This window comes from Thermomonas sp., from assembly GCF_041905325.1.
In the GTDB taxonomy this organism is placed as follows: domain Bacteria; phylum Pseudomonadota; class Gammaproteobacteria; order Xanthomonadales; family Xanthomonadaceae; genus Thermomonas.
Genome location: NZ_JAYRLK010000001.1, coordinates 45,441 through 70,135, shown reverse-complemented (window position 1 = coordinate 70,135; position 24,695 = coordinate 45,441). Strand labels below are relative to the sequence as shown.

The 24,695-nt window shown below is 66.4% G+C and carries 22 protein-coding genes and 1 pseudogene; 8 read left to right on the top strand and 15 right to left on the bottom strand.

Features of this window, described 5'->3' with window-relative positions; translation table 11 throughout:
• Window positions 1-38 precede the first annotated feature (38 nt).
• Entirely contained in the window at window positions 39-1,037 is a 999-nt protein-coding gene (gene pstS / locus ACE3OK_RS00270; protein ID WP_374247883.1) for a phosphate ABC transporter substrate-binding protein PstS, read from the bottom strand.
• A gap of 266 nt (window positions 1,038-1,303) precedes the next feature.
• Here pstS and ACE3OK_RS00265 point away from each other — a divergent pair, with 266 nt between their 5' ends.
• Window positions 1,304-2,497: a porin gene (locus ACE3OK_RS00265; RefSeq protein ID WP_374247506.1), complete on the top strand. Its 1,194-nt coding sequence runs from the start codon at window positions 1,304-1,306 to the stop codon at window positions 2,495-2,497.
• 71 nt (window positions 2,498-2,568) lie between these two features.
• On the opposite strand, the gene nth is transcribed toward ACE3OK_RS00265, so the two are convergent.
• The 3 genes from nth to ACE3OK_RS00250 are packed head-to-tail and all read right to left on the bottom strand — an operon-like array spanning window position 2,569 to window position 4,463.
• On the bottom strand, window positions 2,569-3,258 hold the full coding sequence (gene nth / locus ACE3OK_RS00260; RefSeq protein ID WP_374247505.1) for an endonuclease III: 690 nt from the start codon (window positions 3,256-3,258) through the stop codon (window positions 2,569-2,571).
• A complete protein-coding gene (locus ACE3OK_RS00255) occupies window positions 3,255-3,638 on the bottom strand; it encodes a hypothetical protein (RefSeq protein ID WP_374247504.1) in 384 nt (127 codons plus the stop codon). Before ACE3OK_RS00255 ends, nth begins: the two co-directional genes overlap by 4 nt.
• A gap of 42 nt (window positions 3,639-3,680) precedes the next feature.
• Window positions 3,681-4,463 carry an enoyl-CoA hydratase/isomerase family protein gene (locus ACE3OK_RS00250; RefSeq protein ID WP_374247503.1) on the bottom strand — a complete coding sequence of 261 codons (783 nt, stop codon included), beginning with the start codon at window positions 4,461-4,463 and terminating at the stop codon, window positions 3,681-3,683.
• Between the two features lie 209 nt (window positions 4,464-4,672).
• Between ACE3OK_RS00250 and ACE3OK_RS00245 the strand changes: the two genes are divergently transcribed.
• The 4 genes and pseudogenes from ACE3OK_RS00245 to arsC all read left to right on the top strand — a co-directional run bounded on the left by ACE3OK_RS00245 (window position 4,673) and on the right by arsC (window position 7,506).
• The gene (locus ACE3OK_RS00245; protein ID WP_374247502.1) at window positions 4,673-5,401 is read left to right on the top strand and encodes an FKBP-type peptidyl-prolyl cis-trans isomerase N-terminal domain-containing protein; all 729 of its coding nucleotides are present in this window, start codon (window positions 4,673-4,675) and stop codon (window positions 5,399-5,401) included.
• A gap of 84 nt (window positions 5,402-5,485) precedes the next feature.
• Window positions 5,486-6,308: pseudogene (locus tag ACE3OK_RS00240) on the top strand (CoA pyrophosphatase).
• Complete coding sequence (locus ACE3OK_RS00235; RefSeq protein WP_374247501.1) at window positions 6,308-7,156, top strand: sulfurtransferase; 849 nt, start codon at window positions 6,308-6,310, stop codon at window positions 7,154-7,156. The pseudogene ACE3OK_RS00240 and the gene ACE3OK_RS00235 overlap by 1 nt, the downstream one beginning before the upstream one ends.
• A gap of 2 nt (window positions 7,157-7,158) precedes the next feature.
• Window positions 7,159-7,506, top strand: coding sequence for an arsenate reductase (glutaredoxin) (arsC, locus tag ACE3OK_RS00230; RefSeq protein ID WP_374247500.1), 348 nt, complete (start codon window positions 7,159-7,161; stop codon window positions 7,504-7,506).
• Between the two features lie 29 nt (window positions 7,507-7,535).
• On the opposite strand, the gene ACE3OK_RS00225 is transcribed toward arsC, so the two are convergent.
• The 7 genes from ACE3OK_RS00225 to ACE3OK_RS00195 form a co-directional block, all read right to left on the bottom strand.
• Window positions 7,536-8,294, bottom strand: a complete 759-nt coding sequence (locus ACE3OK_RS00225) for an enoyl-CoA hydratase/isomerase family protein (RefSeq protein WP_374247499.1) — start codon at window positions 8,292-8,294, stop codon at window positions 7,536-7,538.
• A 21-nt stretch (window positions 8,295-8,315) separates the two neighbouring features.
• Entirely contained in the window at window positions 8,316-8,732 is a 417-nt protein-coding gene (locus tag ACE3OK_RS00220) for an acyl-CoA thioesterase (RefSeq protein WP_374247498.1), read from the bottom strand.
• Complete coding sequence (gene uvrA, locus ACE3OK_RS00215) at window positions 8,729-11,623, bottom strand: excinuclease ABC subunit UvrA (RefSeq protein ID WP_374247497.1); 2,895 nt, start codon at window positions 11,621-11,623, stop codon at window positions 8,729-8,731. Before uvrA ends, ACE3OK_RS00220 begins: the two co-directional genes overlap by 4 nt.
• A 110-nt stretch (window positions 11,624-11,733) precedes the next feature.
• Window positions 11,734-12,156: an Rnf electron transport complex subunit RnfB gene (rnfB, locus tag ACE3OK_RS00210; protein ID WP_374247496.1), complete on the bottom strand. Its 423-nt coding sequence runs from the start codon at window positions 12,154-12,156 to the stop codon at window positions 11,734-11,736.
• Between the two features lie 40 nt (window positions 12,157-12,196).
• On the bottom strand, window positions 12,197-12,607 hold the full coding sequence (locus tag ACE3OK_RS00205; protein WP_374247495.1) for a hemerythrin domain-containing protein: 411 nt from the start codon (window positions 12,605-12,607) through the stop codon (window positions 12,197-12,199).
• A gap of 62 nt (window positions 12,608-12,669) precedes the next feature.
• Window positions 12,670-14,763, bottom strand: a complete 2,094-nt coding sequence (metG, locus tag ACE3OK_RS00200) for a methionine--tRNA ligase (protein WP_374247494.1) — start codon at window positions 14,761-14,763, stop codon at window positions 12,670-12,672.
• A gap of 110 nt (window positions 14,764-14,873) precedes the next feature.
• The gene (locus ACE3OK_RS00195) at window positions 14,874-15,305 is read right to left on the bottom strand and encodes a DUF2147 domain-containing protein (protein WP_374247493.1); all 432 of its coding nucleotides are present in this window, start codon (window positions 15,303-15,305) and stop codon (window positions 14,874-14,876) included.
• Between the two features lie 136 nt (window positions 15,306-15,441).
• Here ACE3OK_RS00195 and ACE3OK_RS00190 point away from each other — a divergent pair, with 136 nt between their 5' ends.
• Window positions 15,442-17,049 (top strand): sulfotransferase, encoded by a 1,608-nt coding sequence (locus tag ACE3OK_RS00190; RefSeq protein ID WP_374247492.1) that lies wholly within the window; start codon window positions 15,442-15,444, stop codon window positions 17,047-17,049.
• Between the two features lie 78 nt (window positions 17,050-17,127).
• On the opposite strand, the gene ACE3OK_RS00185 is transcribed toward ACE3OK_RS00190, so the two are convergent.
• Window positions 17,128-19,956 (bottom strand): TonB-dependent receptor plug domain-containing protein, encoded by a 2,829-nt coding sequence (locus ACE3OK_RS00185; protein ID WP_374247491.1) that lies wholly within the window; start codon window positions 19,954-19,956, stop codon window positions 17,128-17,130.
• A gap of 308 nt (window positions 19,957-20,264) precedes the next feature.
• On the opposite strand from ACE3OK_RS00185, the gene apbC reads away from it, so the two are divergent.
• On the top strand, window positions 20,265-21,113 hold the full coding sequence (gene apbC, locus ACE3OK_RS00180; RefSeq protein WP_374247490.1) for an iron-sulfur cluster carrier protein ApbC: 849 nt from the start codon (window positions 20,265-20,267) through the stop codon (window positions 21,111-21,113).
• Between the two features lie 52 nt (window positions 21,114-21,165).
• Window positions 21,166-21,741, top strand: a complete 576-nt coding sequence (gene dcd, locus ACE3OK_RS00175; RefSeq protein WP_374247489.1) for a dCTP deaminase — start codon at window positions 21,166-21,168, stop codon at window positions 21,739-21,741.
• 6 nt (window positions 21,742-21,747) lie between these two features.
• Here the strand turns inward: dcd and ACE3OK_RS00170 are convergent, their stop codons facing one another.
• The 3 genes from ACE3OK_RS00170 to ACE3OK_RS00160 are packed head-to-tail and all read right to left on the bottom strand — an operon-like array spanning window position 21,748 to window position 24,634.
• On the bottom strand, window positions 21,748-23,514 hold the full coding sequence (locus ACE3OK_RS00170) for a DUF885 domain-containing protein (protein WP_374247488.1): 1,767 nt from the start codon (window positions 23,512-23,514) through the stop codon (window positions 21,748-21,750).
• 47 nt (window positions 23,515-23,561) lie between these two features.
• Window positions 23,562-23,972, bottom strand: coding sequence for an HIT domain-containing protein (locus ACE3OK_RS00165; protein WP_374247487.1), 411 nt, complete (start codon window positions 23,970-23,972; stop codon window positions 23,562-23,564).
• Window positions 23,969-24,634 (bottom strand): dienelactone hydrolase family protein, encoded by a 666-nt coding sequence (locus ACE3OK_RS00160; protein ID WP_374247486.1) that lies wholly within the window; start codon window positions 24,632-24,634, stop codon window positions 23,969-23,971. The genes ACE3OK_RS00165 and ACE3OK_RS00160 overlap by 4 nt, the downstream gene beginning before the upstream one ends.
• Window positions 24,635-24,695: the final 61 nt, after the last annotated feature.

Genomic DNA, 24,695 nt, shown 5'->3' with positions numbered 1-24,695 from the left:
GGTCCGGCGGCGCTTGGATGCGCCGCCGGACGATGGGCTTACTTGACGTTCTGCGCCCAGTACGCCTGCACTTGCTGCACCAGCGAATTCGGCAGCGGCACGTAGCCCAGCGAGGTGGCCGCGGCATCGCCGTTGGCATAGACCCAGCGGAAGAAGTCGATGGCGGCGCGGGTGCCCGGCTTGGAATCCTTGTGCACCAGCATGAAGTTGGTGGCGGTGATCGGCCACGCATTCGCGCCTGGGGCATTGGTGATGACCAGGTTGAAGTCCTTCGCCGACGCCCAGTTGGCACTGGCGGCGGCTTCGGCAAAGCTGTCGTCGCCGGGGATGACGTAGTTGCCGGCGGCGTTCTTCAGCCGGCTGTACGGCACCCGGTTCTGCTGTGCGTAGGCCAGTTCGACGTAGCCGATGCTGCCGCGAATCTGCTTGACGTAGGCCGACACGCCTTCGTTGCCCTTGCCGCCGATGCCGGCCGGCCATTTCACCACGGTGCCTTCGCCCACTTGTCCCTTCCACGCCGGGCTGACCTTGGACAGGTAGTTGGTGAAGTTGAAGGTGGTGCCCGAGCCGTCGGAGCGATGCACCACGGTGATCTTCAGCGCCGGCAGGTTCAGGTTGGGGTTGGTGGCGACGATGCGTGGGTCGTTCCACAGGGTGATCTTGCCGAGGAAGATGTCGGCCAGCACGTCCGGGTCCAGCTTCATCGCGGCAGCGGCGATGCCGGGCAGGTTGAAGGCGGGCACGATGCCGCCGATGACCGACGGGAACTGCGCCAGCCCCGAGCGCGCCAATTCCTCCGGCGCAAGCGGCTTGTCGCTGGACCCGAAATCCACGGTGCCGGCCTTGATCTGGGCGATCCCGCCGCCGGAACCGATGGACTGGTAGTTCACCTGCTTGCCGGTGCTGGCTTTGTAGTCGGACGACCACTTGGACATCGCCGGGTAGACGAAGGACGCGCCGGCACCGGTGACGTCCGATGCAGCGGCGTTGGCAGCGAGGCTGGTGGCCAGTGCGAGGATGGCGAAGCGGAACAACATGGGCTTGGACACGAAGGGCTCCTGACATGGGCGGGGGTCGCCCGATTCGCCGCACATTGCAGCGCGCATTCGTGACAGCCGCAGGTCGCTTTCATGACATCGGCATGACAGTCGCCGGGCGGCCGGCCGTGCAAGCAACACCCCCGCCATCCCGCCGACATGAAACTGCAACATGCAGGTTGTGGAATTGACTTCCGACATCGGGCCAGGGCATCGCCGCTGCCTTGTCGCCCTTTCACATCCCCAATCCCCTCCGGAGCCACACCATGCGTCGCACCCTCCTGGCCGCCACGATCGCCCTGGCCATCGCCAGCGCAAGTTTTGAAGCGTCCGCGCAGTCCGCCCCCACCGCCAATGACATCGCGGAGCTGAAAGCCCAGATCGCCGCGTTGCAGGCGCAAATCCAGAGCCTGGAAGAGCGCAGCGATGCCCAGTCGGAAGTGAACGTGGCGCAAGCCCGCACCAACGAGCAACTGGACGACGTGGCGGCACTGAAGAAGACGGTCAACGACACCCGCATCAGTGGCCGCCTGTACTACGACCTGACCAGCATCGCCGACAGCAGCAAGGGCGTGAAAACCGACAAGTCCGGCTTCGCCTTCGACATCAAGCGGTTCTACCTGGGCGTGGACCACAAGTTCAACGACCAGTGGTCGATGAACCTGACCACCGACTTCCAGTATTCGTCGGCGCTTTCGTCCACCGAGGTCTACCTGAAGAAAGCCTACGTGCAGTACAAGCCCAGCGATGCCTTCGTGCTGCGCGCCGGTGCCGCCGACCTGCCGTGGGTGCCGTTCGCCGAGAACTACTACGGCATGCGCTACATCGAGAACACCATTGCCGACCGCCTGAAGTTCGGCACCTCGGCCGACTGGGGCCTGCATGTGGGCGGCAAGGTTGCCGGTGGCGCGCTGGAATACGCGGTGTCGGCCCTGAACGGCAACGGCTACAAGAACCCCAGCCGCAGCCAGGGCCTGGATTTCGAAGGCCGGCTGAGCTTTGCACCGACCGAAAAGACCGTGGTCGCCATCGGCGCCTATTCGGGCACGCTGGGCAAGGAAAAGCAGACCGTGGATGCCCTGCACACCGCCAACCGCGTGGACTTCCTGGCGGCCTACATGTCCGGCAACACCCGCGTCGGCGTCGAATATTTCCAGGCCAACAACTGGAACAACGTGCTCACCGCCGCCAGCGACAAGGCCAGCGGCTGGTCGCTGTGGGGCAGCGTGGGCCTGAACGACAAGGGGGTGACGTTGTTCGGCCGCTATGACCAGAGCGATCTCAGCAGGACGCTGGACCCCACCTTGCAGGACACCTACTACAACCTCGGGGTGGAATTCCCGATCGCCCCGGGCCTGAAGCTGGCCACCGTGTACAAGCACACCGACCAGCGCAACGCCACGCGCAGCAAGGACCTGAAGACCGACGAGTTCGGCGTGTGGGGCGAGTTCCGCTTCTGATCCCCGGAAGCAGCCAGACGAAGTGGCAGGGGCGGCGGACTTCGGTCCGCCGCTTTTTCATGTGTGCAGGTTCAGTTGGCCCAGCTCGACGGGCCCTTCTCGGGCCAGCGGCACAGGTCGTGGATCGGGCAGTGCAGGCAGTCCGGCTTGCGCGCCTTGCAGGTGTAGCGGCCGTGCAGGATCAGCCAGTGGTGGGCATCGCGCGCGAACTCCGCCGGTACCAGCCGGACCAGCTTGTCCTCGACCGTGCGCACGTCCTTGCCGGGCGCCAGCCCGGTGCGGTTGGAGACGCGGAAGATGTGCGTGTCCACCGCGATGGTGGGTTCGCCGAAGGCGGTGTTCAGCACCACGTTGGCGGTCTTGCGGCCCACGCCGGGCAGCGCTTCCAGCGCCTCGCGGGTGCGTGGCACCTCGCCATCGTGCTGCTCCAGCAGCAGCCGGCACAGCGCGATGACGTTGGCCGCCTTCGCGTTGAACAGGCCGATCGTGTTGATGTAGCCCTTCAACCCGTCCTCGCCCAGCGCCAGGATCGCCGCGGGCGTGTTGGCCACGGGGTAGAGCTTGCGGGTGGCCTTGTTGACGCCGACGTCGGTGGCCTGCGCCGACAGCACCACCGCGACCAGCAGCTCGAATGGCGTGGTGTAGTCGAGTTCGGTGGTTGGATGCGGATTGGCATCGCGCAGGCGGGTGAACAGCGCGGTGATTGCAGCGGGCGTGAGCTTGCTGCCGTGCGCCGCGCGCGGTTTCGGCGTCGAGCTCATGCGTGGCGTGCCTTGGCTTTCGCCAGTGCGCGCGCCAATGCGTCGGCCGCTGCCGTGGGCAGTGCCGGCGTGGCCTGCTGCGCCGTCGGGGCGGACGCAGGTGCCGGCGCCGGGTGGCGGGCGGCCTCGCGTTCGGCCTTGATGCGCGCCAGCCGTGCGGCACGGGCGTGATGCCGCTGCCGCGCGGCCAGCGCCAGGCGGCGGGCGTCGCGGGCTGCGGCCAGCAGGCGGTTGCATTCCGGAACGCAGCACGGGCACGGCTGCGCTTCGAGCAGGCCCAGCGTCAGCGCGGCGTCGAGGTCGTCATCGCGCAGCGCCGCCAGCAGGGCGTGGGCCGGGTGCTCCAGCGTGCAGGTACACATCGGACAGGGCGGCTGCATGGGGGGCTCGTCATGCCCGCGCGGGGCGGGAATGGCGGGGGCTCATTTCCCGGCAAATGCCGGCTTGCGCTTTTCGAGGAACGCGGAAGTCCCCTCGCGCATGTCCTCGGTGGCGAACATCAGCCCGAATTGCGCGGACTCGTATTCCAGGCCTTCCTCGATGCCGCATTCGCCGCCGATGTTCACGCAGTCCAGCATCCCGCGCAGCGCCAGCGGCGCGGCACTGGCCAGCTGCGCGGCCAGCTTCATCGTTTCCGCTTCCAGTTCGGCGGCGGGGACGACGCGGTTGACGATGCCCAGTTGCAGCGCGCGTTCGGCAGTGATCGGCGCGCCGGTCAGGCACAGCTCCAGCGTCGCCGCGCGGCCGCACAGGCGCAGCAGGCGCTGGCTGCCGCCGAAGCCCGGGATCAGGCCGAGGTTGATTTCCGGCTGGCCGACCTTGGCGGTATCGGCGGCGATGCGCAGGTGGCAGCACATCGCCAGTTCCAGCCCGCCGCCGAGGGCGAAGCCATTGACCATCGCGATCACCGGCTTCGACAGCTTCTCCACGCGACGCATCATGCGGGTGCCGCGCAACGAGAAGTCGCGACCCTGCACCGGCGTGAGGCCGTTCATTTCGGCGATGTCGGCACCGGCCACGAATGCCTTCGGGCCGGCGCCGGTCAGCACCACCGCGCGTACCGCGGCGTCGGCATCGGCGTCGGCGAAGGCGGCATCCAGCGCGTCCAGGGTGGCGGCATTGAGCGCGTTGAGTTTGTCCGGGCGGTTGATGCGGATGGTGCGGACGCCGTGGGCGGTGTCGATCTGCAGCAGGGGGGCGGTCATGGTGGGTCCGGAAAGGAGTTTCGAGGGGGCAGGGAACTTGCCACGCCATCCCGTGTCGCAGGGAGGGGCTGTGGTGGCGGTCGTGGATCGTGGCCAGTATCCTAGCCCGTCCTGCCGACGGGGTTCGACCCCCGCAGGCCATTTTCCCGGCAACAACGCCGGTTTTTCCGCGGGCCGCCCGGCGGCCCCATCAACGAATGAGGTTGTGGATGAAGTTGCGTGCGATCGCTGCCAGCATGGCGGCCCTGACCCTGACCGCCGGCATCGCTTCGGCCCAGAACAAGCCGGCAGCGCCTGCGGCAAGGCCGGCGGCTGCGCCGACCGCTGCCGCCCCGGCAGTCGACAAGACCCACGTCAGCTACGCCTTCGGCTGGCAGCTGGGCCAGGAACTTGCCAACTCCGGCGAACCCATCGACATCGCCACCGTGGTGCGCGGCGTGCAGGATGCCTTCGCCAAGAAGCAGCCGGCCTACACCGAGCAGCAACTGGGCACGGCCTATGCCGGCTTCCAGCAGCGCATGGAGCAGAAGGCACAGGAAGCCTTCCGCAAGGCGCTGGCCGACAACCAGGCGCAGTCGGCGGACTTCGTGGCCAAGTACAAGACCCAGCAAGGTGTGATTACCCTGCCCAGCGGCATCATGTACCGCGTGGCCAAGGCCGGCACCGGTGCCAAGGCCACTGCCACCAGCGAAGTGCAGATTGCCTTCCGCAGCTTCCTGGCCGCCGTGGGCGTGCCGCTGAGCGGCGTGCAGACGCCGCCGGCGTTCAAGGCGGGCGAGGCGCCGATCCCGGCGTTGAAGGAAACCCTGCCGCTGATGCAGCAAGGCTCGGTCTGGGAAGTGGTGATTCCGCCGGGCAAGGGCCTGGGCGGTGGCCAGAACGAGCAGTTCGCGCAGCAGGCGGTGGCGATGCAGATCGAGCTTGGTGCGGTGAAGTAATACACCATCCGTGCCTGTGCACGGATGAGATGGACCCACGATGCGCCGGCCCTGCCGGCGCATCGCGTTTCAGGTGATGCCGTGATGATCGTGCCCCCGTCTTGCCGCGACGTACCCAGCCCTTGCACCGGCGTTTGCACGCTGGATGCGGCGGGGCTGTGCCTGGGCTGTCATCGCAGTGGCGACGAGATCGCGGCCTGGAGGGCGTTGGACGCCGCCACCCGCCGCCAGTTCATGGAGCAGGTGCTGCCGGCACGCGCGGCGTTGCGGGGGCGTGCCGATGCAGGCTGACGGGCTGGCGACGTGGTTGCGGGCGGCGGCGCATGCCCTGGAGCTGCCGCCGGTGGCCGCACCCTGGAATCTGGCCGAGCTGGAGGGGTGCGTGGATGTCGCCGCGATGCGGGCCGCCGCGGTGCTGGTGGGCGTGGTGCCGCACCCGGCGGGTGCCAGCGTGTTGCTGACCCGCCGTACCGACGACCTGCGCCACCACGCCGGGCAGGTGAGCTTCCCGGGGGGCCGGATCGAGCCGGAAGACCCCAACCCGGCGGCTGCGGCGGTGCGTGAGGCGGTGGAAGAGGTTGGCCTGGTGCCTGCGCAGGTGCAGCCCCTGGGCTATCTGGACCCGTTGGCCACCATCACCGGCTTTCGCGTGCAGCCGGTGCTGGCACTGGTGGCACCGGACTATGTGCCAAGCCCGGCCCCGGGCGAGGTGGCCGACATTTTCGAAGTACCGCTGTCGTTGCTGCTGGATCCGGCGCAGCTGGAACAAACCGTGATCCAGTTTGGCGGGAAAACGCGATGCGTGTTCCAATACCGCTACACACCGCAAAGAATCTGGGGGGCCACCGCCTCGATCCTGTTCAACCTGCGGCAACGGCTGGCAACTGCAAACCATGGGAGGGTGTGATGGCCGGATGGACGACTTTGGTGCAACCCGACATCCTGGCGATGGCGCTGGAGCGCCCCGACGTGGTGATCGTGGATTGCCGGTTTTCGCTGCTGGATCCCTCGCTGGGTGAGCAAAGCTGGCGGCAGTCGCATATCCCCGGTGCCGTCTACGCGCATCTGGAGCGCGATCTGTCCGACATGTCGCGGTTGGGGCAGGGGCGTCACCCGTGGCCGGATGCCGCCGTGTTCTGCAACAAGCTGGGACGTTGGGGCATCGCGCCCGGCACCCAGGTGGTGGTTTACGACGGCGACGACGGCGCGATGGCGGCGCGGCTGTGGTTCCTGCTGAAGACGCTGGGCCACGAGAAGGCGGCCGTGCTGGATGGCGGCCTGCTGCGCTGGACGGCGTTGGGCTTGCCGGCTTCGTCGGTGGTGCGCAACCCGGCGCCACAGCGCTATGTGGGCCATTTCGATGCCACCCGTCTGTTCGATGCGGCGGCGGTGGAAGCACATCTCGCGGCCGGCGGGCTGCTGGTCGATGCGCGCGCACCGGCGCGCTTCCGTGGCGACGAAGAGCCGTTGGATCGGGTGGCGGGGCACGTCCCCGGTGCGATCAATCGCCCGTATGCCGCCAATCTGGTGAACGGGCAGTTCAAATCGCCGATGCAGCTGGCCGCGGAGTTCCGCGAGCTGCTGGGCACGCATGCAGCTGCCGACGTGGTGGCGATGTGCGGCTCCGGCGTCACCGCCTGCCACAACCTGCTGGCGATGGAACGCGCCGGGCTGCGCGGCGCGAAATTGTTCACCGGTTCGTGGAGCGGCTGGATCGCCGACCCCGCGCGGCCGATCGCCCGCGGGGATTCTTGAGCATGTCCGTCACCCTTTGGCATCGCCCCACGTGCAGCAACTCGCGCGGGGCGCTGGCATTGCTGCGCGAAGCGGGCATCGAGCCGGTCATCGTCGACTACATCCAGCAGCCGCCCAGCGTGGAGCAGCTGGGCCGGGCCATCGCCGATGCCGGTTTGTCCGTGCGCGAGGCCCTCCGCGACAAGGAACCGGACTATGCGCAGCAAGGCCTGGCGGACCCGTCGCTGTCCGATGCGGCCTTGTTGCAGGCGATGGTGGCCACGCCCATCTTGATCAATCGCCCGTTCGTGTTCACTCCCAAGGGCGTGCGCCTGTGCCGGCCGCCGGAGAAAGTGCTGGAGCTGTTGTAGGGCGGCGGAGCCGCTGGTGCGGCGCAGGCTTACTTGCCGATCCGCGCCAGCATCGCGCGCAGGGCGTCCTGGGTGTCGGGATGCAGCCATTGGCCGACGAAGCGGGGCAGGTCGATGCGCTCGTCCTCCAGTGCCGCCACCACGTCGCGACGGGCGATGGCGCGGGTTTCCCGCATCGGCATCTGCGGCAAGCGCAGCAATTCTTCCAGCCAGACGCGGGCGCGCACCGGCACTTCGTCGATGTCGGTGAGCTCGTCCACCAGCCCCAGCCGCAATGCCTCCTGTGCCTCCGGCATCGCCCCGGCCACCAGCAGGCGCTCACCGCGGTGCACGCCCACCACGCGCTGCAGCAGGTATTGGATGCCCTCCGGTGCCACCAGCCCGACCTGGGTTTCGTTCAGGCCGATGCGGAACGGGCCGTCGGCCATGATCCGGTAATCGCAGCACAGCGCCAGCACGCAGCCGCCGGCAGGGGCGTGGCCGGCCATCGCCGCCACCACCGGTACCGGGCTGGAGGCCAAGGCGCGCGCGGCGGAGAAGAAGCAGGTCCAGGCGTGCAACAGGGCGTCCTGATCGCCGCCCAGCGACATCAGGTACGGGACATCCAGGCCGCCGGAAAACACCTTCGGGCCGCCGGCCAGTACGATGCCGCCGGCGCCCTGCGCGACGGCATGGTGCACGGCATGGGCCAGCGCATTGCTCAGTTCCGGGTTCAGCGCGTTGACCGGCGGGCGGGCCAGCCGCAGTTCGTGGATGCGGCCGTAGACGGTGGTGGTGACCAGTGACATGGCGTGCTCCGGGAGGGCGGGTCAGCTATCTTGCGCCAGTTGCGCGGCGGCGCGGCGCACGCACTCCGGCAAGGCGGTGGATGCGCCGCTGCGGCGGTCGATCCACACCATCACCACGTGGCCGTCGCAATGCAGCGTGCCGTCTTCGGCGACGATGCGGTGGCCGATCACCACGCTGCTGTTGCCCAGCCGCTCGGTGAACAGCTCCGCGAACAGCCGGGCCGGGTATTCGATCGGGCGCTTGAAGTTGAGCGTGGCCGAGGCCACCACCGGCGCGGCGGTTTCGGTCACCCACGGCTCGTCGATGGTTTCGAACCATTCGATGCGCGCCTGTTCCAGGAACGTCAGGTAGCGCGCGTTGTTGACGTGCTGGAAGCCATCCATGTCGCTCCAGCGCAGCGGGATGGGGATGCGGAATATCTGTTCGTTTGCAGTCATGGCTTGCCTGGTTTCTTGCCGGCGATGGCTCTTGATCCTGCCCGATGTTTTTCGAGCAAAGGTGCAAGGAAGCGCCCGGTATGCGAACGCGGGTGCGCGGCCACGGTTTCGGGGGTGCCCGCCACCAGGATTTCGCCACCGCGATGGCCGCCTTCCGGGCCCAGATCAATCACCCAGTCGGCGGTCTTGATGACATCGAGGTTGTGCTCGATCACCACCACCGTGTTGCCGTCGTCGCGCAGCTTGTGCAGCACCGCCAGCAGCGCGTCGATGTCGTGGAAGTGCAGGCCGGTGGTGGGCTCGTCGAGGATGTAGAGGGTGCGCCCGGTATCGCGGCGACTGAGCTCCTTCGACAGCTTCACCCGTTGCGCCTCGCCGCCCGACAGCGTGGTCGCGCTCTGGCCCAGCTTGATGTAGCTCAGGCCCACGTCCATCAGCGTTTCGAGTTTCCGGGCGATCGTCGGCACCGGCTCGAACAGCGCCAGCGCCGCTTCCACCGTCAGCTCCAGCACGTCGTGGATGCTGTGGCCCTTGTAGTGGATCTCCAGTGTCTCGCGGTTGTAGCGCTTGCCGGCGCAGACATCGCAGGGCACGTAGACATCCGGCAGGAAATGCATCTCCACCTTGATCAGGCCGTCGCCCTGGCAGGCCTCGCAGCGACCACCGCGCACGTTGAAGCTGAAGCGTCCCGGCGAATAGCCGCGCGCACGCGCTTCCGGCGCTTGCGCGAACAGTTCGCGCAGCGGCGTGAACAGCCCGGTATAGGTGGCGGGGTTGCTGCGTGGGGTGCGGCCGATGGGGCTCTGGTCGATGTCCACCACCTTGTCGAACAGGTCCAGCCCGGTGATGTCCTTGTACGGTGCAGGGGTATGCGATGCGCCGTTGATCTCGTTCGCGGCCAGTGCAAACAAGGTGTCGTTGATGAGAGTGGATTTGCCCGAGCCCGACACCCCTGTGATGCAGGTGAACAACCCCGACGGGATTTCCAGATCGACGTGCTTCAAATTGTTGCCCGATGCGCCTTTCAGCTTGAGCAGCATTTTCTTGTTGGGCGGATTGCGGTGCGCGGGAACCGCGATTTCCTTCGCCCCGGACAGGTATTGCCCGGTCAGCGAGCGCGGCGCTTTCAGCACGTCTTCGAAGCTGCCCTGCGCGACGACCTCGCCGCCGTGCACGCCGGCACCGGGACCGATGTCCACGATATGGTCGGCCAGCCGGATCGCGTCTTCGTCGTGCTCCACCACCAGCACGGTGTTGCCCAGGTCGCGCAGGCGCGTCAGCGTGCCCAGCAGGCGTTCGTTGTCGCGCTGGTGCAGGCCGATGGAAGGTTCATCGAGCACATACATCACGCCCACCAGCCCCGCGCCGATCTGCGACGCCAGGCGGATGCGCTGCGCCTCGCCGCCGGACAGCGAATCGGCCTTGCGCTCCAGCGTGAGGTAATCCAGCCCCACGTCCACCAAAAAGCCCAGCCGTTCGCGGATTTCCTTGACGATCTTGGTGGCGATCTCGCCGCGCCAGCCCGGCAGGGACAGGCCATCGAAGAACGCCAGGCAGGCGTCGATCGGCAGCACCGCGATGTCATGCAGCGGGCGCTCGGCCACGAACACGTTGCGGGCCTGCTTGTTCAGGCGCGCGCCGGCGCATTCCGGGCAGGTGCGCTCGCTGATGTACTTGGCCAGCTCTTCGCGTACCGCCGCGCTTTCGGTGTCGCGGTAGCGGCGTTCCAGGTTCGGCAGGATGCCCTCGAACGCATGCTTGCGCTGCACCTTGCGGCCGGTCTCGCTGACGTAGGTGAGGCTGATTTCCTCGTCGCCGCTGCCGTTGAGCAGGATGTCGCGGATCGGTTGCGACAGCTCCTGCCACGGCATGTCCACGCTGAAGCCATAGTGCTTGGCCAGCGAGGTGATCATCGAGAAGTAATAGGCATTGCGGCGATCCCAGCCGCGCATCGCACCCGCCGCCAGCGACAGTTCCGGGTGGGTGACCACCTTGGCGGGGTCGAAGAATTGCGCCACGCCCAGCCCGTCGCAGGTGGGGCAGGCGCCGGCGGGGGAGTTGAACGAGAACAGGCGCGGTTCCAGCGGCGGCAGCGCGTAATCGCACACCGGGCAGGAGTAGCGCGAGGAGAACAGCAGCGGGTCGCGGCCGGCTTCGTCCATCGATTGCACGATGGCCATGCCGTCGCCCAGCTTCAGCGCAGTCTCGAACGACTCCGCCAAGCGCTGGCGGATGTCCGCGCGTGGCTTGAAGCGGTCGATCACCGCCTCGATGGTGTGCTTCTGGCGCAGTGCCAGCGCCGGCACCGCGTCGATCTCGTGCAGCACGCCGTCCACCCGCACCCGCACGTAGCCCTGCGCACGCAGTTGGTCGAACACCTGCGCATGCTCGCCCTTGCGCTCGCGTACCACCGGCGCCAGCAGCATCCAGCGCTGCTCGGCCAGCGCCTCGTCGGCTTCCATCGCCAGCACCTGGTCCACCATCTGGCTGACCGTCTGCGCTTCCAGCGGGAAGTGGTGGTCCGGGCAGCGCGGCGTGCCCACGCGCGCATACAGCAGGCGCATGTAGTCGTGGATCTCGGTGATGGTGCCGACCGTCGAGCGCGGGTTGTGGCTGGTGGATTTCTGTTCGATGGAAATCGCCGGTGACAGCCCTTCGATATGGTCGATATCGGGCTTGTCCATCACGCTGAGGAACTGCCGCGCATACGCCGACAGCGATTCCACGTAGCGGCGCTGCCCCTCGGCATAGATGGTGTCGAACGCCAGCGACGACTTGCCGGAACCGGACAGCCCGGTGATCACGATCAACTTGTCGCGCGGCAGGTCCAGGTCGATGTTCTTGAGGTTGTGCGTCCGTGCGCCGCGAATGCGGATGGTGTCCAGCGCCATGTGCCGTGTCGTCCTGCGGATGGGGGCGGCCGGCGACAGCGTGCAGGCCAATCGGGAAGGTTAGCCAGCCGGCGGGTTGCGGGCAAATGCACGCTGCGCGGCATTCAGGTTCAGGCAGCGGCAGCGGCGGGGGCCGTCATCACGATGCAATCCACCGGGCAGGCCGGCACGCACAGTGCGCAGCCGGTGCACAAATCGGCCAGCACGGTATGCATGTGCTTCGGGCCACCGACGATGGCGTCCACCGGGCAGGCCTGGATGCATTTGGTGCAGCCGATGCAGTCGGTCTCGACGATCAGTGCCACTTCGCCGGGCCTGCATTCGCCGCGGTTGCGGTCGTAGGGAATCGGCGCGACACCCAGCACCTTCGCCAGTGCGCGGGCGCCGGCATCGCCACCGGGCGGGCAGCGTTCCGGCCCGGCATCGCCCCGCGCCATCGCCTCGGCGTAGGGCCGGCAACCGTCGAAGCCGCACTGCCCGCACTGGGTCTGCGGCAGGATGCGGTCGAGGCGATCGGCAAGGGTGGCGGTCATGCGCGGGATGTTTCCCGCCGGCTGCGCGGGTGCCTGGGCTTCAGAGACTTTCCACCAGCGGCAGCAGTTCGCTTTCCTCGCGCTGGATGCGCGCATGCAGGGCCTTGAACACATCGTTCGCCTCGCGGCGGAATGCGTCCGGGTCTTCGCTGATCTTGAAGGCGGCGTTCCAGCGGGTGGCGAAGCCGGTGTAGATCTCGGCCAGGTTGCCCATTTCCTGCTGGTAGCGCTTGCCGGTGGCGGCGATCCGGGGGTCGACGGCGGCCATCAGCGCCGGGTACAGGGTCCTGTCCTCGATGGCCAGGTGCAGCTTGATCGAGGCGCTGATCTTCATCAGCTCCCTGAAGATCGCCTCGGCATTTTCGGGAATGCCGGCTTGCACGAGTTCGCGCAGCCCCCCGACATACCCCAGCAGGGCATCGTGATCGCTCTTGATCCGGTCGGTCTTCATGCGCGGCTCCTGTTCGGTGATCTGGCGGGTTATCGGCAATCCAGCAGCAGGCTTGATGCCGGTCAGCGCACCGGCATGCCCGGCTGCGCGCCGGCGTCGGCGTCCAGCAGGGCCAGCGCGCCGCCGTCGAAGCCGGCGGACAGGATCATGCCTTCGCTGAGGCCGAAGCGCATCTTGCGCGGCGCCAAGTTGGCGATGAACACCACGCTGCGGCCGACGAGCTTCTCCGGCTCGCCGTAGCTGCCGCGGATGCCGGAGAAGATCTGCCGCTGGCCGAGGTCGCCGGCGTCCAGCAGGAAGCGCAGCAGCTTGTCGCTGCCCTCGACGAAGTCGCATTCGAGCACCTTGCCGATGCGCAGGTCGAGTTTGGCGAAGTCGTCGATGCCGATGGTTCCGCTCGCGTCGGCGGCCGGCGCAGGGGAGGGGGCTTCTTCCTTCTTCACAGGCTTCGTTTCCGTCTTCTTCGTGGCGGCCGCGGGCATGGGCGCGGCAAGCGTGTCCTTCGACGCCTCCACCATCGCCTCGATCTGTTTCGGATCAAGGCGGGTGAACAGCGGCGCATAGGCGTTGATGCCGTGCGCCAGCAGCGGCGCATCGAGGTCGGCCCAGCCGGCCACCGGCGCGGCGAGGAAGGCGGCGGCCTGTGCGCTGGTGCGCGGCAGGATCGGTGCCAGCGCGGCGGCCAGCACGCGGAACAGGTTCAGCCCCTGCGTGCACACGCTCTGCAACTCGGCGTCAGCGCCGTCCCGGCCGCTATCAAGCTCCTTGGCGATGACCCACGGCTTGCGGTCGTCGATGTACTTGTTGGCCTCGTCCGCCAGCGCCATCGTCTGCCGGATCGCGGATGCGGCATCGTTGCGCTCGTAGGCCTCGCGCACGCCGGCCAGCGCATCGACGAAGCGCGCGTACTGTCCCGCATCCGGCAGTGCATCCGCCAGCCTTCCGCCAAAGCGCTTGTCGATGAAGCCGGCGCAACGGCTGGCGAGATTCACGAACTTGCCCACCAGGTCGCTGTTCACCCGCGCGGTGAAATCGGCGAGGTTGAGGTCGAGGTCGTCCACGCCGCCCGAGGACTTCGCCGCGAAGTAATAGCGCAGCGCCTCCGGATCCAGCCCGGCGTCGAGGTAGGTGCGCGCCATGATGAAGGTGCCGCGCGACTTGCTCATCTTCGCGCCGTCCACGGTCAGGTAGCCGTTGACGTGCAGGCGGGTGGGCGCGCGGTGGCCGCTGCCGTGCAGCACCGCCGGCCAGAACAGGCCGTGGAAGTTGACGATGTCCTTGCCGATGAAATGGTGCAGCTCGGCGTCGCTGCCGGGCTTGAGGAAGGCGTCGAAGTCGGTGCCGGTCTTCGCGCACAGGTTCCGGAAGCTGGACAGGTAGCCGATCGGCGCGTCCAGCCAGACGTAGAAATACTTGCCGGGCGCATTCGGGATTTCGAAGCCGAAATACGGCGCGTCGCGCGAGATATCCCAGGCGCGCAGGCCGCCGTCGGCGTCCAGCCATTCCATCAGCTTGGCCTTCACCCCCGGCAGCATGGTGTCGCTGGCCAGCCACTGCCGCAGGAAGGCTTCGAAGCGGCCAACCTCGAAGAAATAGTGCTCGGAATCGCGCAGCTCGGGCGTGGCACCGGACACCACCGACTTCGGATCGATCAGGTCGGTGGGCCCGTAGGTGGCACCGCACACTTCGCAGTTGTCGCCGTACTGGTCGATGGCCTTGCAGTTGGGGCAGGTGCCCTTGATGTAGCGGTCGGGCAGGAACATGCCCTTGGCCGGATCATAGAACTGCGCCACGCTGCGGCGGGCGATGTGGCCGCCGGCATCCAGCCGTGCGTAGATCTGTTCGGTCAGCGCGCGGTTGGCGGCCGAATTGGTGGAGTCGTAGTGGTCGAAGGCTACGCCGAAGGCGGCGAAGTCGCGCTCATGACCCTGCTGGATCGCGGCGATGAAGGCCTCGGGCGTGGTGCCGGCCTTTTCGGCGGCCAGCATGATCGGCGTGCCGTGGGTGTCGTCGGCGCAGACGTAGTGCACCGTGTCGCCGCGCATCCGCCGCGCCCGCACCCAGATGTCGGCCTGGATGTAGCCGACCAGGTGCCCCAGGTGCAGCGGGCCGTTGGCGTAGGGCAGGGCGTTGGTGACGAGCGCGGAGCGGGGCATGGGCGAAAGGCGTGCAAAGGGGGTCGGCGATTATTGCACGCGGCGCGGCCGCCCCAGAACGCCGAAACCCCGGGCGGGCCGGGGTTTCAGGGGGTGCAAGGCGGTCGGGCTCAGTTCACCCGTTCCCACACGGCGGTGCGGCAGATGAAGGCCACGCAACCCTTCACCTCCAGCTTCTTGCCGCCGTCGGTCAACCGGATCGACTTGGCCTTGAAGCTGCGGTCTTCGGACGGCTTGTAGCCGTTGCCGCCGCCCCAGCTGCCGTCGTTCTGCGGCGTGAGGTTCCACAAGGTGACGATGCCCACGAACGGCTTGCCCTTGTACTGCCCGCTGCATCCCGAGCAGGTGGCCGGCATGCCCAGGTTCTCGACGATCCTGGCGGCCAGCGTGCCGTTCTTCGCCTCGTAGATTTCCGAAATCGTCATCGGCTTGTGGGTCTCATCGTCCAGCGTCCGCCATTTGCCCACCGGCGATCTGTGCTGCTGCGCCGACACCGAGAACGCCAGGGCTGCCAGCCCGGCTGCCAAAATCATCTTGCGCATGTATGCCCCTCCCAGGGATCCACGGGACGCGGCGCGTCCCCTGACGCTTTATAACCCCATCCGCAGCGGTATGGAACGGGGGTGGTGCCTGCATGACGGTTAAACTTCCTGTCATCCGGACTGGAGTACCTGCGGCGTGTCAGAGAAACCCCATGGCAACACCGTTCCCTTCGACCCGCGGCCGGTCTACCAGGACGCGGTGGCGGCGTTGAATCGGGCGGAATGGCCGCAGGCGCTGGCATTGTCCACGGGGTTGTTGCCGCGCATCCCGCCGCATGCAGGCGTGCATTTCGTGGCCGGCGTGGCCGCGTTGAACATGCAGATGATGCCGCAGGCGCTGCATCACCTGCAGGCAGCCGTGCATTTGAATCCCGCCCGTGCCGACTATGCCGCGCAGCTTGCCAAGGCATTGATGGAAGGCCGGTTGATGCGCCAGGCCATGACTGCGGCGGAACAGGCGCTGGCGGCAGGTCCGGCGGATGCGATGACGGCAGACACACTGGGCGTGGTCTTCACGCGTGCCAACGAACATGCCAAGGCGCTGTCGATGTACGAGCTGGCGGTCAGGCTGCTCCCGCAACAGGCCTCGTACCATTTCAACCTGGCGACATCGTTGACGTTCGCGGGGCGTCTGCCCGAGGCTGCACAGGAATACAAGGCGTGCATTGCCCGTGAACCCCGCTACTGGAAGGCGCATCTCGCCTTGGCGAAGCTGCGCAAGGCCACTCGTGGCGACAACCATGTCGATCGCTTGCAGGGATTGCTGGCCACGCCGGCTGGCGGCAGCAATGCGGCCAGGATGTATCTGCACCTGGCGATGTCGAAGGAGCTGGAGGATCTCGGCCAGGATGCGCAAGCCTTCACCCACCTGCTGGCCGGGAAGGCGGCGGGCCGCGAGGGACGGGACTATGCCATTGACCGCGACGCCGCCTTGTTCCAGGCGTTGATGGAGGCATTCCCGGAGGGAAGTGGGGGCGGCGGTGACGGCTGTGACAGTGCAGCGCCGATTTTCGTGATTGGCATGCCGCGCACCGGCACGACGCTGGTCGATCGCATCCTCTCCAGCCATCCCGAGGTGCATTCGGCCGGAGAGCTGCAGAATTTCGGCGTGGTGCTCAAGCGTGCATCCGGGAGCATGACTCCGGAGCTGATCGATGTGGATTGCATTCGTCGCGCCTGCAACCTGCCATGGCGGCAAGTGGGCGAGGCCTATATCGAGAGCACGCGCCCGGGAACCGAAGCCAAGCCACGCTTCGTGGACAAGCTGCCACACAATTTCCTGTATGCCGGCCATATTGCCCGTGCGCTGCCCAATGCCAGGATCATCTGCCTGCGGCGCAATCCGATGGACACCTGCCTGGGCAACTTCCGCCAACTGTTCACCCAGAACACGCCGTACTACGACTACTCCTTCGACCTGCTCGATACCGGGCGTTACTACCTTCTGTTCGATCGGCTGATGCGGCATTGGCGACAGGTGCTGCCGGGGCGCATTCTGGAAATCGACTACGAAGCCATCGTCGACGCGCAAGAGGCCAGCACGCGACAGCTGCTTGAGCACTGCGGGCTGGCGTGGGATCCGGCATGCCTGCGGTTTTCGGAAAACACCGCGCCGGTGGCCACCGCCAGTGCCGTGCAGGTGCGTGAGCCCTTGCATCGCAATGCCCTGCAACGCTGGAAGCGCTTCGAGGCGCAGCTTGCGCCCTTGCGTGCCTTGCTGGAAGAAGCGGGCATCGCGATCTGATCCGGTTGTTGATGTGCCCGGCGCATAAAAAAAACCCCGCCTTGCGGCGGGGTTTGGGTGGTGTTGCTGCGGCAAGGCTTACTTCTTGCCGAAGCTCCACTTGGCTTCGAGGTAGTAGGCGCGGCCCAGCACGTCGAAGTTGTAGCTGTTGTAGGGCTCATCACTGTTGCCCGGGTAGGAGTTCACGTCCATGTCCGGCATCCGGTTGGCGATGTTGTTGACCAGGAAGGACACCTTCAGCGAGTCGCTGACATCGAAATTCACGCTGCCATTGAAGGTGGTGTAGGAGCCCAGGCGGCCGGCACCGGGATTCCCGTAGCCCTTGTCCTTGTCGGTCGTGCCCCTGTAGTTCGGGGTCCGGCCGAGGTAGTTGGCGTACAGGGTGGTGGTCCAACGGTCCTTGTTCCAGCTGGCCGAGGCAGTCGCCTTGTTCTTCGGGTCGGTGCTGTAGTACGGATTACGCAGGTAGTCGACAACCGGGTCGGTCGGGTACTGCTGGAAGCGGTGGTCGAGGTTGCGCGTCCACGAGCCAGCCAGGTTCAATGCACCATAGGCACCCAGATCCTGACGATAGTTCAGGTCCAGCGTAAGGGCGTTCAGGGTTTCATTGGCGACGTTGACCTTCTTGACGAAGATGCCCTGCACCACGCCATTGGGGCCGCGGGTGATTTGCGACAGGGCAGCCACGCAGCTGCCGGAATTGATATCCAGCAACCCGCGACGGCAATCCGACTCGTCGCGCATCAACTGACCGACGTTCTGGTTGGCGACTTCATCACGGATATCCCAGTGGTGGTAATCCAGGCTGGCCGAGAACTTGGCAGACGGGGCCCACACCACACCGTAACTCCACACGGTGGCGTTGATCGGGTTCAGGTCCTTGTTGCCGGAAGAGGTGCCCTTGTACTGCAGGTCGGAGAAGCGTGCCGGGCAATGCTGCACGTTGCTGGCATCGAAGCCGAGCAGGGCGCAGTTGTAGTAGTCCACGGTGCTGCTGTAGAAGCCGCTGATGCCCTGGAACTGGTCGGCCAGGGTCGGGGCCTTGAAGGCGGTGCCGTACTTGCCGCGCAGCAGCAACGATTCGACCGGGCGGTATTCGATGCCCAGGCTGTAGGTCGGCTTGCCGATGGTATCGCCGGCAGCACGGAAGCCGTCATAGCGGGCCGAGGCGGAGATGGTCAGCGGTTCCCACACCGGCAGGCGCATTTCGCCGGTCAGCGAGTAACGCGAGCGCTGGCCGTGGCCGCTGACTGCGGTGGTGCCCCAGATCTTGCCGTTCAGCAGCAGCGGGTCCGGATCGTAGCGCCAGCCCTGGGTGCCGGCTTCCACCGCGATCGCCGCACCGGCATCGCCGCCCGGCAGCGAGAACAGGGCGCCGTTGGTGAACTGCGCGCGCAGCATGTTGTCGTAGGTGCGGCTGTGCGAGCGCACGAAGGTGGAGATGCTGGTGAAGTCTTCCGGCGTCATCAGCTTGTAGAACGCCGCGTAGTCCGGGGTGAACACCGGGAATGCACCGTCCACCGGATCGAAGCCCTGCTGCGCGCCAAGCACGCGATCAAGGAAATATGCATCCACCTTGCCAGCCAGCAAAGCCTGCGAGGTTTCGGTCAGCTTGTACTCGGTACGGGTCAGGCTGATGTCGTAGTCCCAGTTCGAGTCTTCGCGCAGGGTGCCGTTGACGCCGAAGGTGACGGAGTAGGAGCTGCTGTTGTTGCGGGCGTTGTGGTCGTTCCAGTTGCCCACTTCTTCCGGCGCGAACGCACGCTGCAGGTTCAGCAGCTTGCCCTGGTTCGGGTCGTAGTAGGCGCCGAAGCCCACTTCGGTGCCCCACCATAGGGAGTCGGAGCCGCTGTTGTATTCCACCTTCTCGTGGCTCAGCAGCACATCGGCATAGGCCTGGGCCAGATCGTTGAGCTCGAAGGTGGAATGCGCGTAGACCTGCGCCGATTCCATGCTGTTCTTCAGAGTGCGGTAGCCGGGGGTCCACTGCGAGCCGCAGTAGTCGCCCTTGCCGGCGCGGCTCTGCTTGCCCTCGGTGCCGCCGAAGGCGCTGCCGAGGTTGGCGCAGTTGGCCGGGTCGAGGAATATGTAGCTGTTGTAGTTGTCGACGTCGAAGATCGCCCAGTCGCGACTGGCGACCGGTGCATCACCGTTGCGGGCGTTGAGGTTGAACTGCCGGGTCAGGTCGCGCTGGGAGCCCCACACCGGGTCGACCTTCTCGGCCTGCACGCCCAGCAGGGTGGTCCAGCGGTTGTCGGCGCTGCTCACGCTGGTAGCGAAGCTGACACGGCCACTCTTGCCGCCGCCTTCGTCAAAGCCGCCGATGCGGCCGCTGACGACGCTGCCTTCCATGTTCTTCTTGAGGATGATGTTGACCACGCCGGCGATGGCGTCCGAGCCGTACAGCGAGGACTGGCCGCCCGGCAGGATCTCGATGCGCTCGACCAACTCCACCGGGATGCCGCTGATGTTGTTGAACACGTCGGAGCCGTTGTACAGCGCCGGGTAGTTGGCCATCGGGCGGCCGTCGATCAGGTACTTCACGTAGCTGGCAGACAGGCCGAACAGGCTGAGGGTTTCGGCACCCTGGGTGAAGCCGCCGGAAGTCTGGCTGTTCTGCACGCCGCCGGTGGCGAAGCTGCTCTTCTGCAACACTTCGGCCACGTTGTTGAAGCCGCGGGCCTGGATGTCCTCGGCGGAAATGATGGTCACCGGGACGAAGGTTTCGACCTGGGTCTGCGGGATCAGCGAGCCGGTGACGACCACCTTGTCCAGCTCCTTGGCTTGCGGAGCGGTGGCGTCTGCGGGCGCCTGCGACTGGGCGAACGCGGTGGCGGGCAGCAATGCGGCGGCAAGCGTCAGCGCAAGTGGGCTGCGGAGGGAGGTGAAACGGTGACGTACAACCATGGGGGGAATTCCTGTGCTGTTTTTAGATACTAATTTTTTCGACATATGGGGCTATCGACCACACCCGGCCAATGCTGGGCGCGGGCAAACTAACATCTATTTAACGAGTATCCATGAACGTATGTTGTCTGGCGAGGATCGGCGGTGTGGTTCTGTAGCCACCTCGATGCATGCCATTGGCGCGGTGAGTGGATTGTTTGACTTGCGTCATTCAACGGACACGAAGTGGCGCGTAGGGGGCTGGCGTGAACGGACCTGATGACGTCGTTCGCTAGAATTGGTGCAAGCCCGCCTGATGTGCTTCCACCATGTCCCGTCTGCCCTCCCACGCCGTCCAAGGCGAACTCAAGCCGCTGCCCCATGCCCGCAATGTGATCGCCGTGGGATCCGGCAAGGGCGGGGTGGGGAAATCCACCACCGCCGTGAACCTGGCGCTGGCGCTGGCGGCCGAGGGGTTGCAGGTGGGCGTGCTGGATGCCGACGTGTACGGCCCCAGCATCCCCACCATGCTGGGCCTGTCCGGCAAGCCGGACAGCCCGGATGGCAAGAGCATCACGCCGATGCGCGCGCATGGCATCGAAGCGATGTCGATCGGCCTGCTGGTGGGGGACGACACCCCGATGATCTGGCGCGGGCCGATGGCCACGCAGGCGCTGAACCAGTTGCTGAACGATACCCGCTGGGACGGGCTGGACATCCTGGTGGTGGACCTGCCACCGGGCACCGGCGACATCCAGCTGACCATGGCGCAGAAGATTCCGGTGGCCGGCGCGGTGGTGGTGACGACCCCGCAGGAGGTGGCCACCATGGACGCACGCAAGGCGCTGAAGATGTTCGAAAAGGTGGAGATCCCGGTGCTGGGGCTGGTGGAAAACATGGCCGCGCATGCGTGCAGCCAATGCGGGCATGTCGAGCACATCTTCGGGGAAGGCGGTGCGCAATGGATGTCGCGGCAGTACGGCGTGCCGGTGCTGGGCTCCCTGCCGCTGGAAATCGGCATCCGTGAACAGGGCGATGCCGGCGTGCCGGTGGTGGTGGCGCAGCCGGAATCGCCGGCCGCGCGGGCCTATCGCGACCTCGCGCGGGCGTTGCTGGCGCGCTTGGCAGAGCGTCCGAAGGTGCGCACCGGGATCATGGCATCGCTGCTGGGCAGCTGATCCCGCCCGTGCAAACCCGTAGAATCGCCGCTTCCGCATCGGGGTAGAGTGCATGAGCATCAAGAGCGACCGCTGGATCCGCCGCATGGCCGAGCAGCACGGCATGATCGAGCCGTACCAGCCGGGGCAGGTCAAGCAGGCTGCCGACGGCCAGCGCATTGTCAGCTACGGCACCTCCAGCTACGGCTACGACGTGCGCTGCTCGCGCGAGTTCAAGGTGTTCACCAACATCAACTCGACGATTGTCGACCCCAAGCATTTCGACCCGAAGAGCTTCGTCGACGTGGTGGGCGACGAGTGCATCATCCCGCCCAATTCCTTCGCGCTGGCGCGCACCGTCGAATACTTCCGCATCCCGCGCGACACCCTGGTGGTGTGCCTGGGCAAGAGCACCTATGCGCGCTGCGGGATCATCGTCAACGTGACCCCGCTGGAGCCGGAGTGGGAAGGTCACGTCACCCTGGAGTTCAGCAACACCACGCCGCTGCCCGCGCGCATCTACGCCGGTGAAGGGGTGGCGCAGATGCTGTTCTTCCAGTCCGATGCCGATGACGTGTGCGAAACCTCGTACAAGGATCGTGGCGGCAAGTACCAGGGCCAGACCGGCGTCACCCTGCCGCGCACGTAAGCCTGCTCAAGGTGTTGCAGGTGCCGGTGTCCACAGTACCGCCGCAGGCGTGCCGCCCAGCATCTGCGCCCGCACCAGCGGGATCGGCGGGCCGCCGAACGACAGGAACTGGTCGTGGAAGCCCTTCCATGCCGCGCGCCCGCCCTTGCTGCGCGTCCAGTCTTCACGCAGTTGCATGATCATCAGCTTGCCCAGCGTGTAATTGAGGTAAGCCGGGTCGTAGGTGCCGCGTGCGGCTTGCTGGCGGGCATTGCCGGGGTCTTGCAGGCCCTGTTCGCGGAACATCTTTTCCGACTCCGCCACGGTCATGCCGTCGGTGTGTAAACCAATCGCCGACACAAAACGCACATCGCGCAGCAGGGCTTCACTAAGCTGGCCGATATGCGCCTCCGGTGTGCCGCCGCCCAGGCCGGCATCGAACATCATTTCCTCGGTGTAATGCGCCCAGCCTTCGGCGAAGGCATAACCCACGAACAACTGGCCGAATGTCCAGTCGGAACGGTTGGAATGCAGGAATTGCAGGAAGTGCCCCGGCCAGACTTCATGCGCGGAGGTGAACAGCAGCACGCTCTTGCCAGGCACGTAAGCATCTTGCTCGGCCTTCGGCCATGTCGGGTCCGGCGGGGCGATGTAGTAGATCGACGGCAGGTTTTTTTCGTACGGGCCGGGGATTTCGATATAGGCGAAGTTCCAGCGGTTGAACGGTGGCGCTTCTTCCACCTTGGCCTGCTCCGGCCCCGGGATCGTCACCAGGTCCTTGTCGATCAGGAATTTGCGCAAATCGGTGAGCTGTGCGCGCGCCCCTTCCACCGCGCCGCCGACGGGCTTGTCGGCATTCACCTTGGCCACGCAGGCCGGCAAGGGCTGATTGGGCAGGTACTGCGCGCAGGCCGCCTTCAGCGCCGCCAGGTTGCGTGCCAGGTCGGCCTCGCCGGCGGCTTTCAATTGCGCCAGCGGGATATCCACGCGCTCGGTGGCGTGCAGCATTTTCGCGAATTTTTCCGCGCCCAATGCGAAATTCTGCGTGGCCTGCGGCTGCTGCGCCTTCAGCCAGTCGGCCATCTCCTGCGTGGCCTTGATCGCCCCGGCATTGCTGGCTTTCAGGCGTGCCTGCAAGGTTGCGTCCTGCACATCCTTGAAGATGGCGGGGACGTCGCTGGTGAAGAAGCTGGCATAGCCGCCAAAGGAATTCACTCCCAGTTCGATGTAGGACGCCGGCAGCGGTGGTTTGAGGTTTGCCTTGATCTGCGCGATGGCCTTCGGCAACGCCTCCTGGTAGTGGATGAAGGCGGCCATCCGTTGCGGCAGCGGCGCGTATTCGCGGGTGAGGTACATGCTGGGCGAGAGATCGCCGGTGTAGAACGCCGGGTTGTTGTAGGCAAAGCCGGAGTCTTCCAGCCAAAACAATGCCCCGTCGATCACCGCCAGCACGTAATCGCGATGGAAGCGCCCTTGCGCGTCCAGTTGCGCATCGGTGAACGCGGCGAACGCATCGCGCTGGGCATGCAGCCAGTCGGCATCGGCTTTCAGGCTGGCCGGGCTGTAGTCGGGCAACATGCCGTCGTACGCATGTTTGCCGGCATTGGCGGCAAACACCGGGTTGCGCTGGAAGAAGCCGTCGAGGAAGGCATTCACCGCCTTGTCCAGCCCCGCGTTCCGGACGGTGCTTGCGGCGGGCGTTGCAGCGGCCCCTGCGGTGGGGGCGGACGGTTGGCAGCCGGCCAGCGCGGCGGCAATGCAGGCGGACAGGATCAGCGCGGGACATTGGCGCATGGCAGGCTCCATCGAAGGACAGGCGGCAGGAACGAGGGGGCGGGCGATCAGGCCGGAAATTGCGCATGCAGCAGGCGCACCCGTTCCACCAGTGCTTCCGGCGTGTAGGGGCGGGCGTGGGCCGCCCCCCACACCGGCCGCGGCCAGGCGATGTCGTGGGTGTAGCGGGCGATGACGTGCACATGCAGTTGCGGCACCAGGTTGCCCAGCGCGGCCACGTTGAGTTTGTCGGGCTTGAACAGGGTTTTCAGCGCGCGCGCGGCGGTGTCGATCTCGTGGCTCAATTGGGTGCGCTGCGCGGGGCTGAGGTCGAGGATTTCCACCGCACCGTCCACCTTCGGCACCAGCACCAGCCACGGATGGTTGGCATCGTCCATCAGCCGCACTTCGCACAATTTCAGGTCGCACACCGGGGCGGTGTCGTCGGCCAGCCGTGCATCCAGATGCCAGTGGGTCATGACAAATGCTCCGCGAAGAAATCCAGTGTACGCCTCCACGCCAATGCTGCGGCATCCGGTTGATAGGGCGGGTCGGGATCACGGTTGAAGGCGTGGTCGGCGTTTTCGTAAACGAAGACTTGCGCCTGCGGCTGTTTCTGTCGATGCAGGTCGACGATGGCCGGCGGAATGGGCACATCCAGCGCGCCGAAATGAAACAGCAGCGGCGCTTGCGATGGCTCATCCAGATACGGCGGGTTGCGGGTGGCGTAGTAGCTCACCGCCGGCAGGGCGAGGCGGGTATTGGCCAGCAGCGCCACCGTGCCGCCCCAGGAAAACCCCAGCACGCCTACCGTGTGGCCTTCCGCCTGCAACAGCCGCGCGGCGGTTTCGGTGACATCCACCCCGCAGTCCAGCCCCAACTGGTTGACCACTTCGCGGCCACGGTCGGCGCCGGCTTGATCGGTGGCAAGCGTCAGCCCGGGTTCGATCAGGTCGAAGTAGGCCGGCGCCAGCGCGATGAAGCCGGCCTCGGCCAGCCGCTCGCACAGCCGCTGGTAATGCGGCAGCAGGCCGAAGATTTCGTGTGCCACCACCACCGCGCCGCGCGGGGTGCCTTCCGGTTCGGCCCGCCACGCCTGTACCGCGCCGCAGGGAGTGTAGAGGGTGCGCCAGTGGGGCATGGGGGGGTTCTCCAACGAAGTGGCAGGTGGCGAGACCGTCGGGTAAATCGCGTAGCCGCAT

Excerpts from the sequence above, each read along its gene's own strand:
- ACE3OK_RS00235 (WP_374247501.1), top strand. The coding sequence starts at position 6,308 with ATGGCCGGATGGACGACTTTGGTGCAACCCGACATCCTGGCGATGGCG.
- ACE3OK_RS00205 (WP_374247495.1), bottom strand. The coding sequence starts at position 12,607 with ATGAAGACCGACCGGATCAAGAGCGATCACGATGCCCTGCTGGGGTAT.
- ACE3OK_RS00195 (WP_374247493.1), bottom strand. The coding sequence starts at position 15,305 with ATGCGCAAGATGATTTTGGCAGCCGGGCTGGCAGCCCTGGCGTTCTCG.
- ACE3OK_RS00170 (WP_374247488.1), bottom strand. The coding sequence starts at position 23,514 with ATGCGCCAATGTCCCGCGCTGATCCTGTCCGCCTGCATTGCCGCCGCG.
- ACE3OK_RS00220 (WP_374247498.1), bottom strand. The coding sequence starts at position 8,732 with ATGACTGCAAACGAACAGATATTCCGCATCCCCATCCCGCTGCGCTGG.
- apbC (WP_374247490.1), top strand. The coding sequence starts at position 20,265 with ATGTCCCGTCTGCCCTCCCACGCCGTCCAAGGCGAACTCAAGCCGCTG.
- ACE3OK_RS00160 (WP_374247486.1), bottom strand. The coding sequence starts at position 24,634 with ATGCCCCACTGGCGCACCCTCTACACTCCCTGCGGCGCGGTACAGGCG.
- arsC (WP_374247500.1), top strand. The coding sequence starts at position 7,159 with ATGTCCGTCACCCTTTGGCATCGCCCCACGTGCAGCAACTCGCGCGGG.
- ACE3OK_RS00250 (WP_374247503.1), bottom strand. The coding sequence starts at position 4,463 with ATGACCGCCCCCCTGCTGCAGATCGACACCGCCCACGGCGTCCGCACC.
- uvrA (WP_374247497.1), bottom strand. The coding sequence starts at position 11,623 with ATGGCGCTGGACACCATCCGCATTCGCGGCGCACGGACGCACAACCTC.
- pstS (WP_374247883.1), bottom strand. The coding sequence starts at position 1,037 with ATGTTGTTCCGCTTCGCCATCCTCGCACTGGCCACCAGCCTCGCTGCC.
- ACE3OK_RS00225 (WP_374247499.1), bottom strand. The coding sequence starts at position 8,294 with ATGTCACTGGTCACCACCACCGTCTACGGCCGCATCCACGAACTGCGG.
- ACE3OK_RS00185 (WP_374247491.1), bottom strand. The coding sequence starts at position 19,956 with ATGGTTGTACGTCACCGTTTCACCTCCCTCCGCAGCCCACTTGCGCTG.
- metG (WP_374247494.1), bottom strand. The coding sequence starts at position 14,763 with ATGCCCCGCTCCGCGCTCGTCACCAACGCCCTGCCCTACGCCAACGGC.
- ACE3OK_RS00165 (WP_374247487.1), bottom strand. The coding sequence starts at position 23,972 with ATGACCCACTGGCATCTGGATGCACGGCTGGCCGACGACACCGCCCCG.
- rnfB (WP_374247496.1), bottom strand. The coding sequence starts at position 12,156 with ATGACCGCCACCCTTGCCGATCGCCTCGACCGCATCCTGCCGCAGACC.
- ACE3OK_RS00255 (WP_374247504.1), bottom strand. The coding sequence starts at position 3,638 with ATGCAGCCGCCCTGTCCGATGTGTACCTGCACGCTGGAGCACCCGGCC.
- ACE3OK_RS00245 (WP_374247502.1), top strand. The coding sequence starts at position 4,673 with ATGAAGTTGCGTGCGATCGCTGCCAGCATGGCGGCCCTGACCCTGACC.
- dcd (WP_374247489.1), top strand. The coding sequence starts at position 21,166 with ATGAGCATCAAGAGCGACCGCTGGATCCGCCGCATGGCCGAGCAGCAC.
- ACE3OK_RS00265 (WP_374247506.1), top strand. The coding sequence starts at position 1,304 with ATGCGTCGCACCCTCCTGGCCGCCACGATCGCCCTGGCCATCGCCAGC.
- nth (WP_374247505.1), bottom strand. The coding sequence starts at position 3,258 with ATGAGCTCGACGCCGAAACCGCGCGCGGCGCACGGCAGCAAGCTCACG.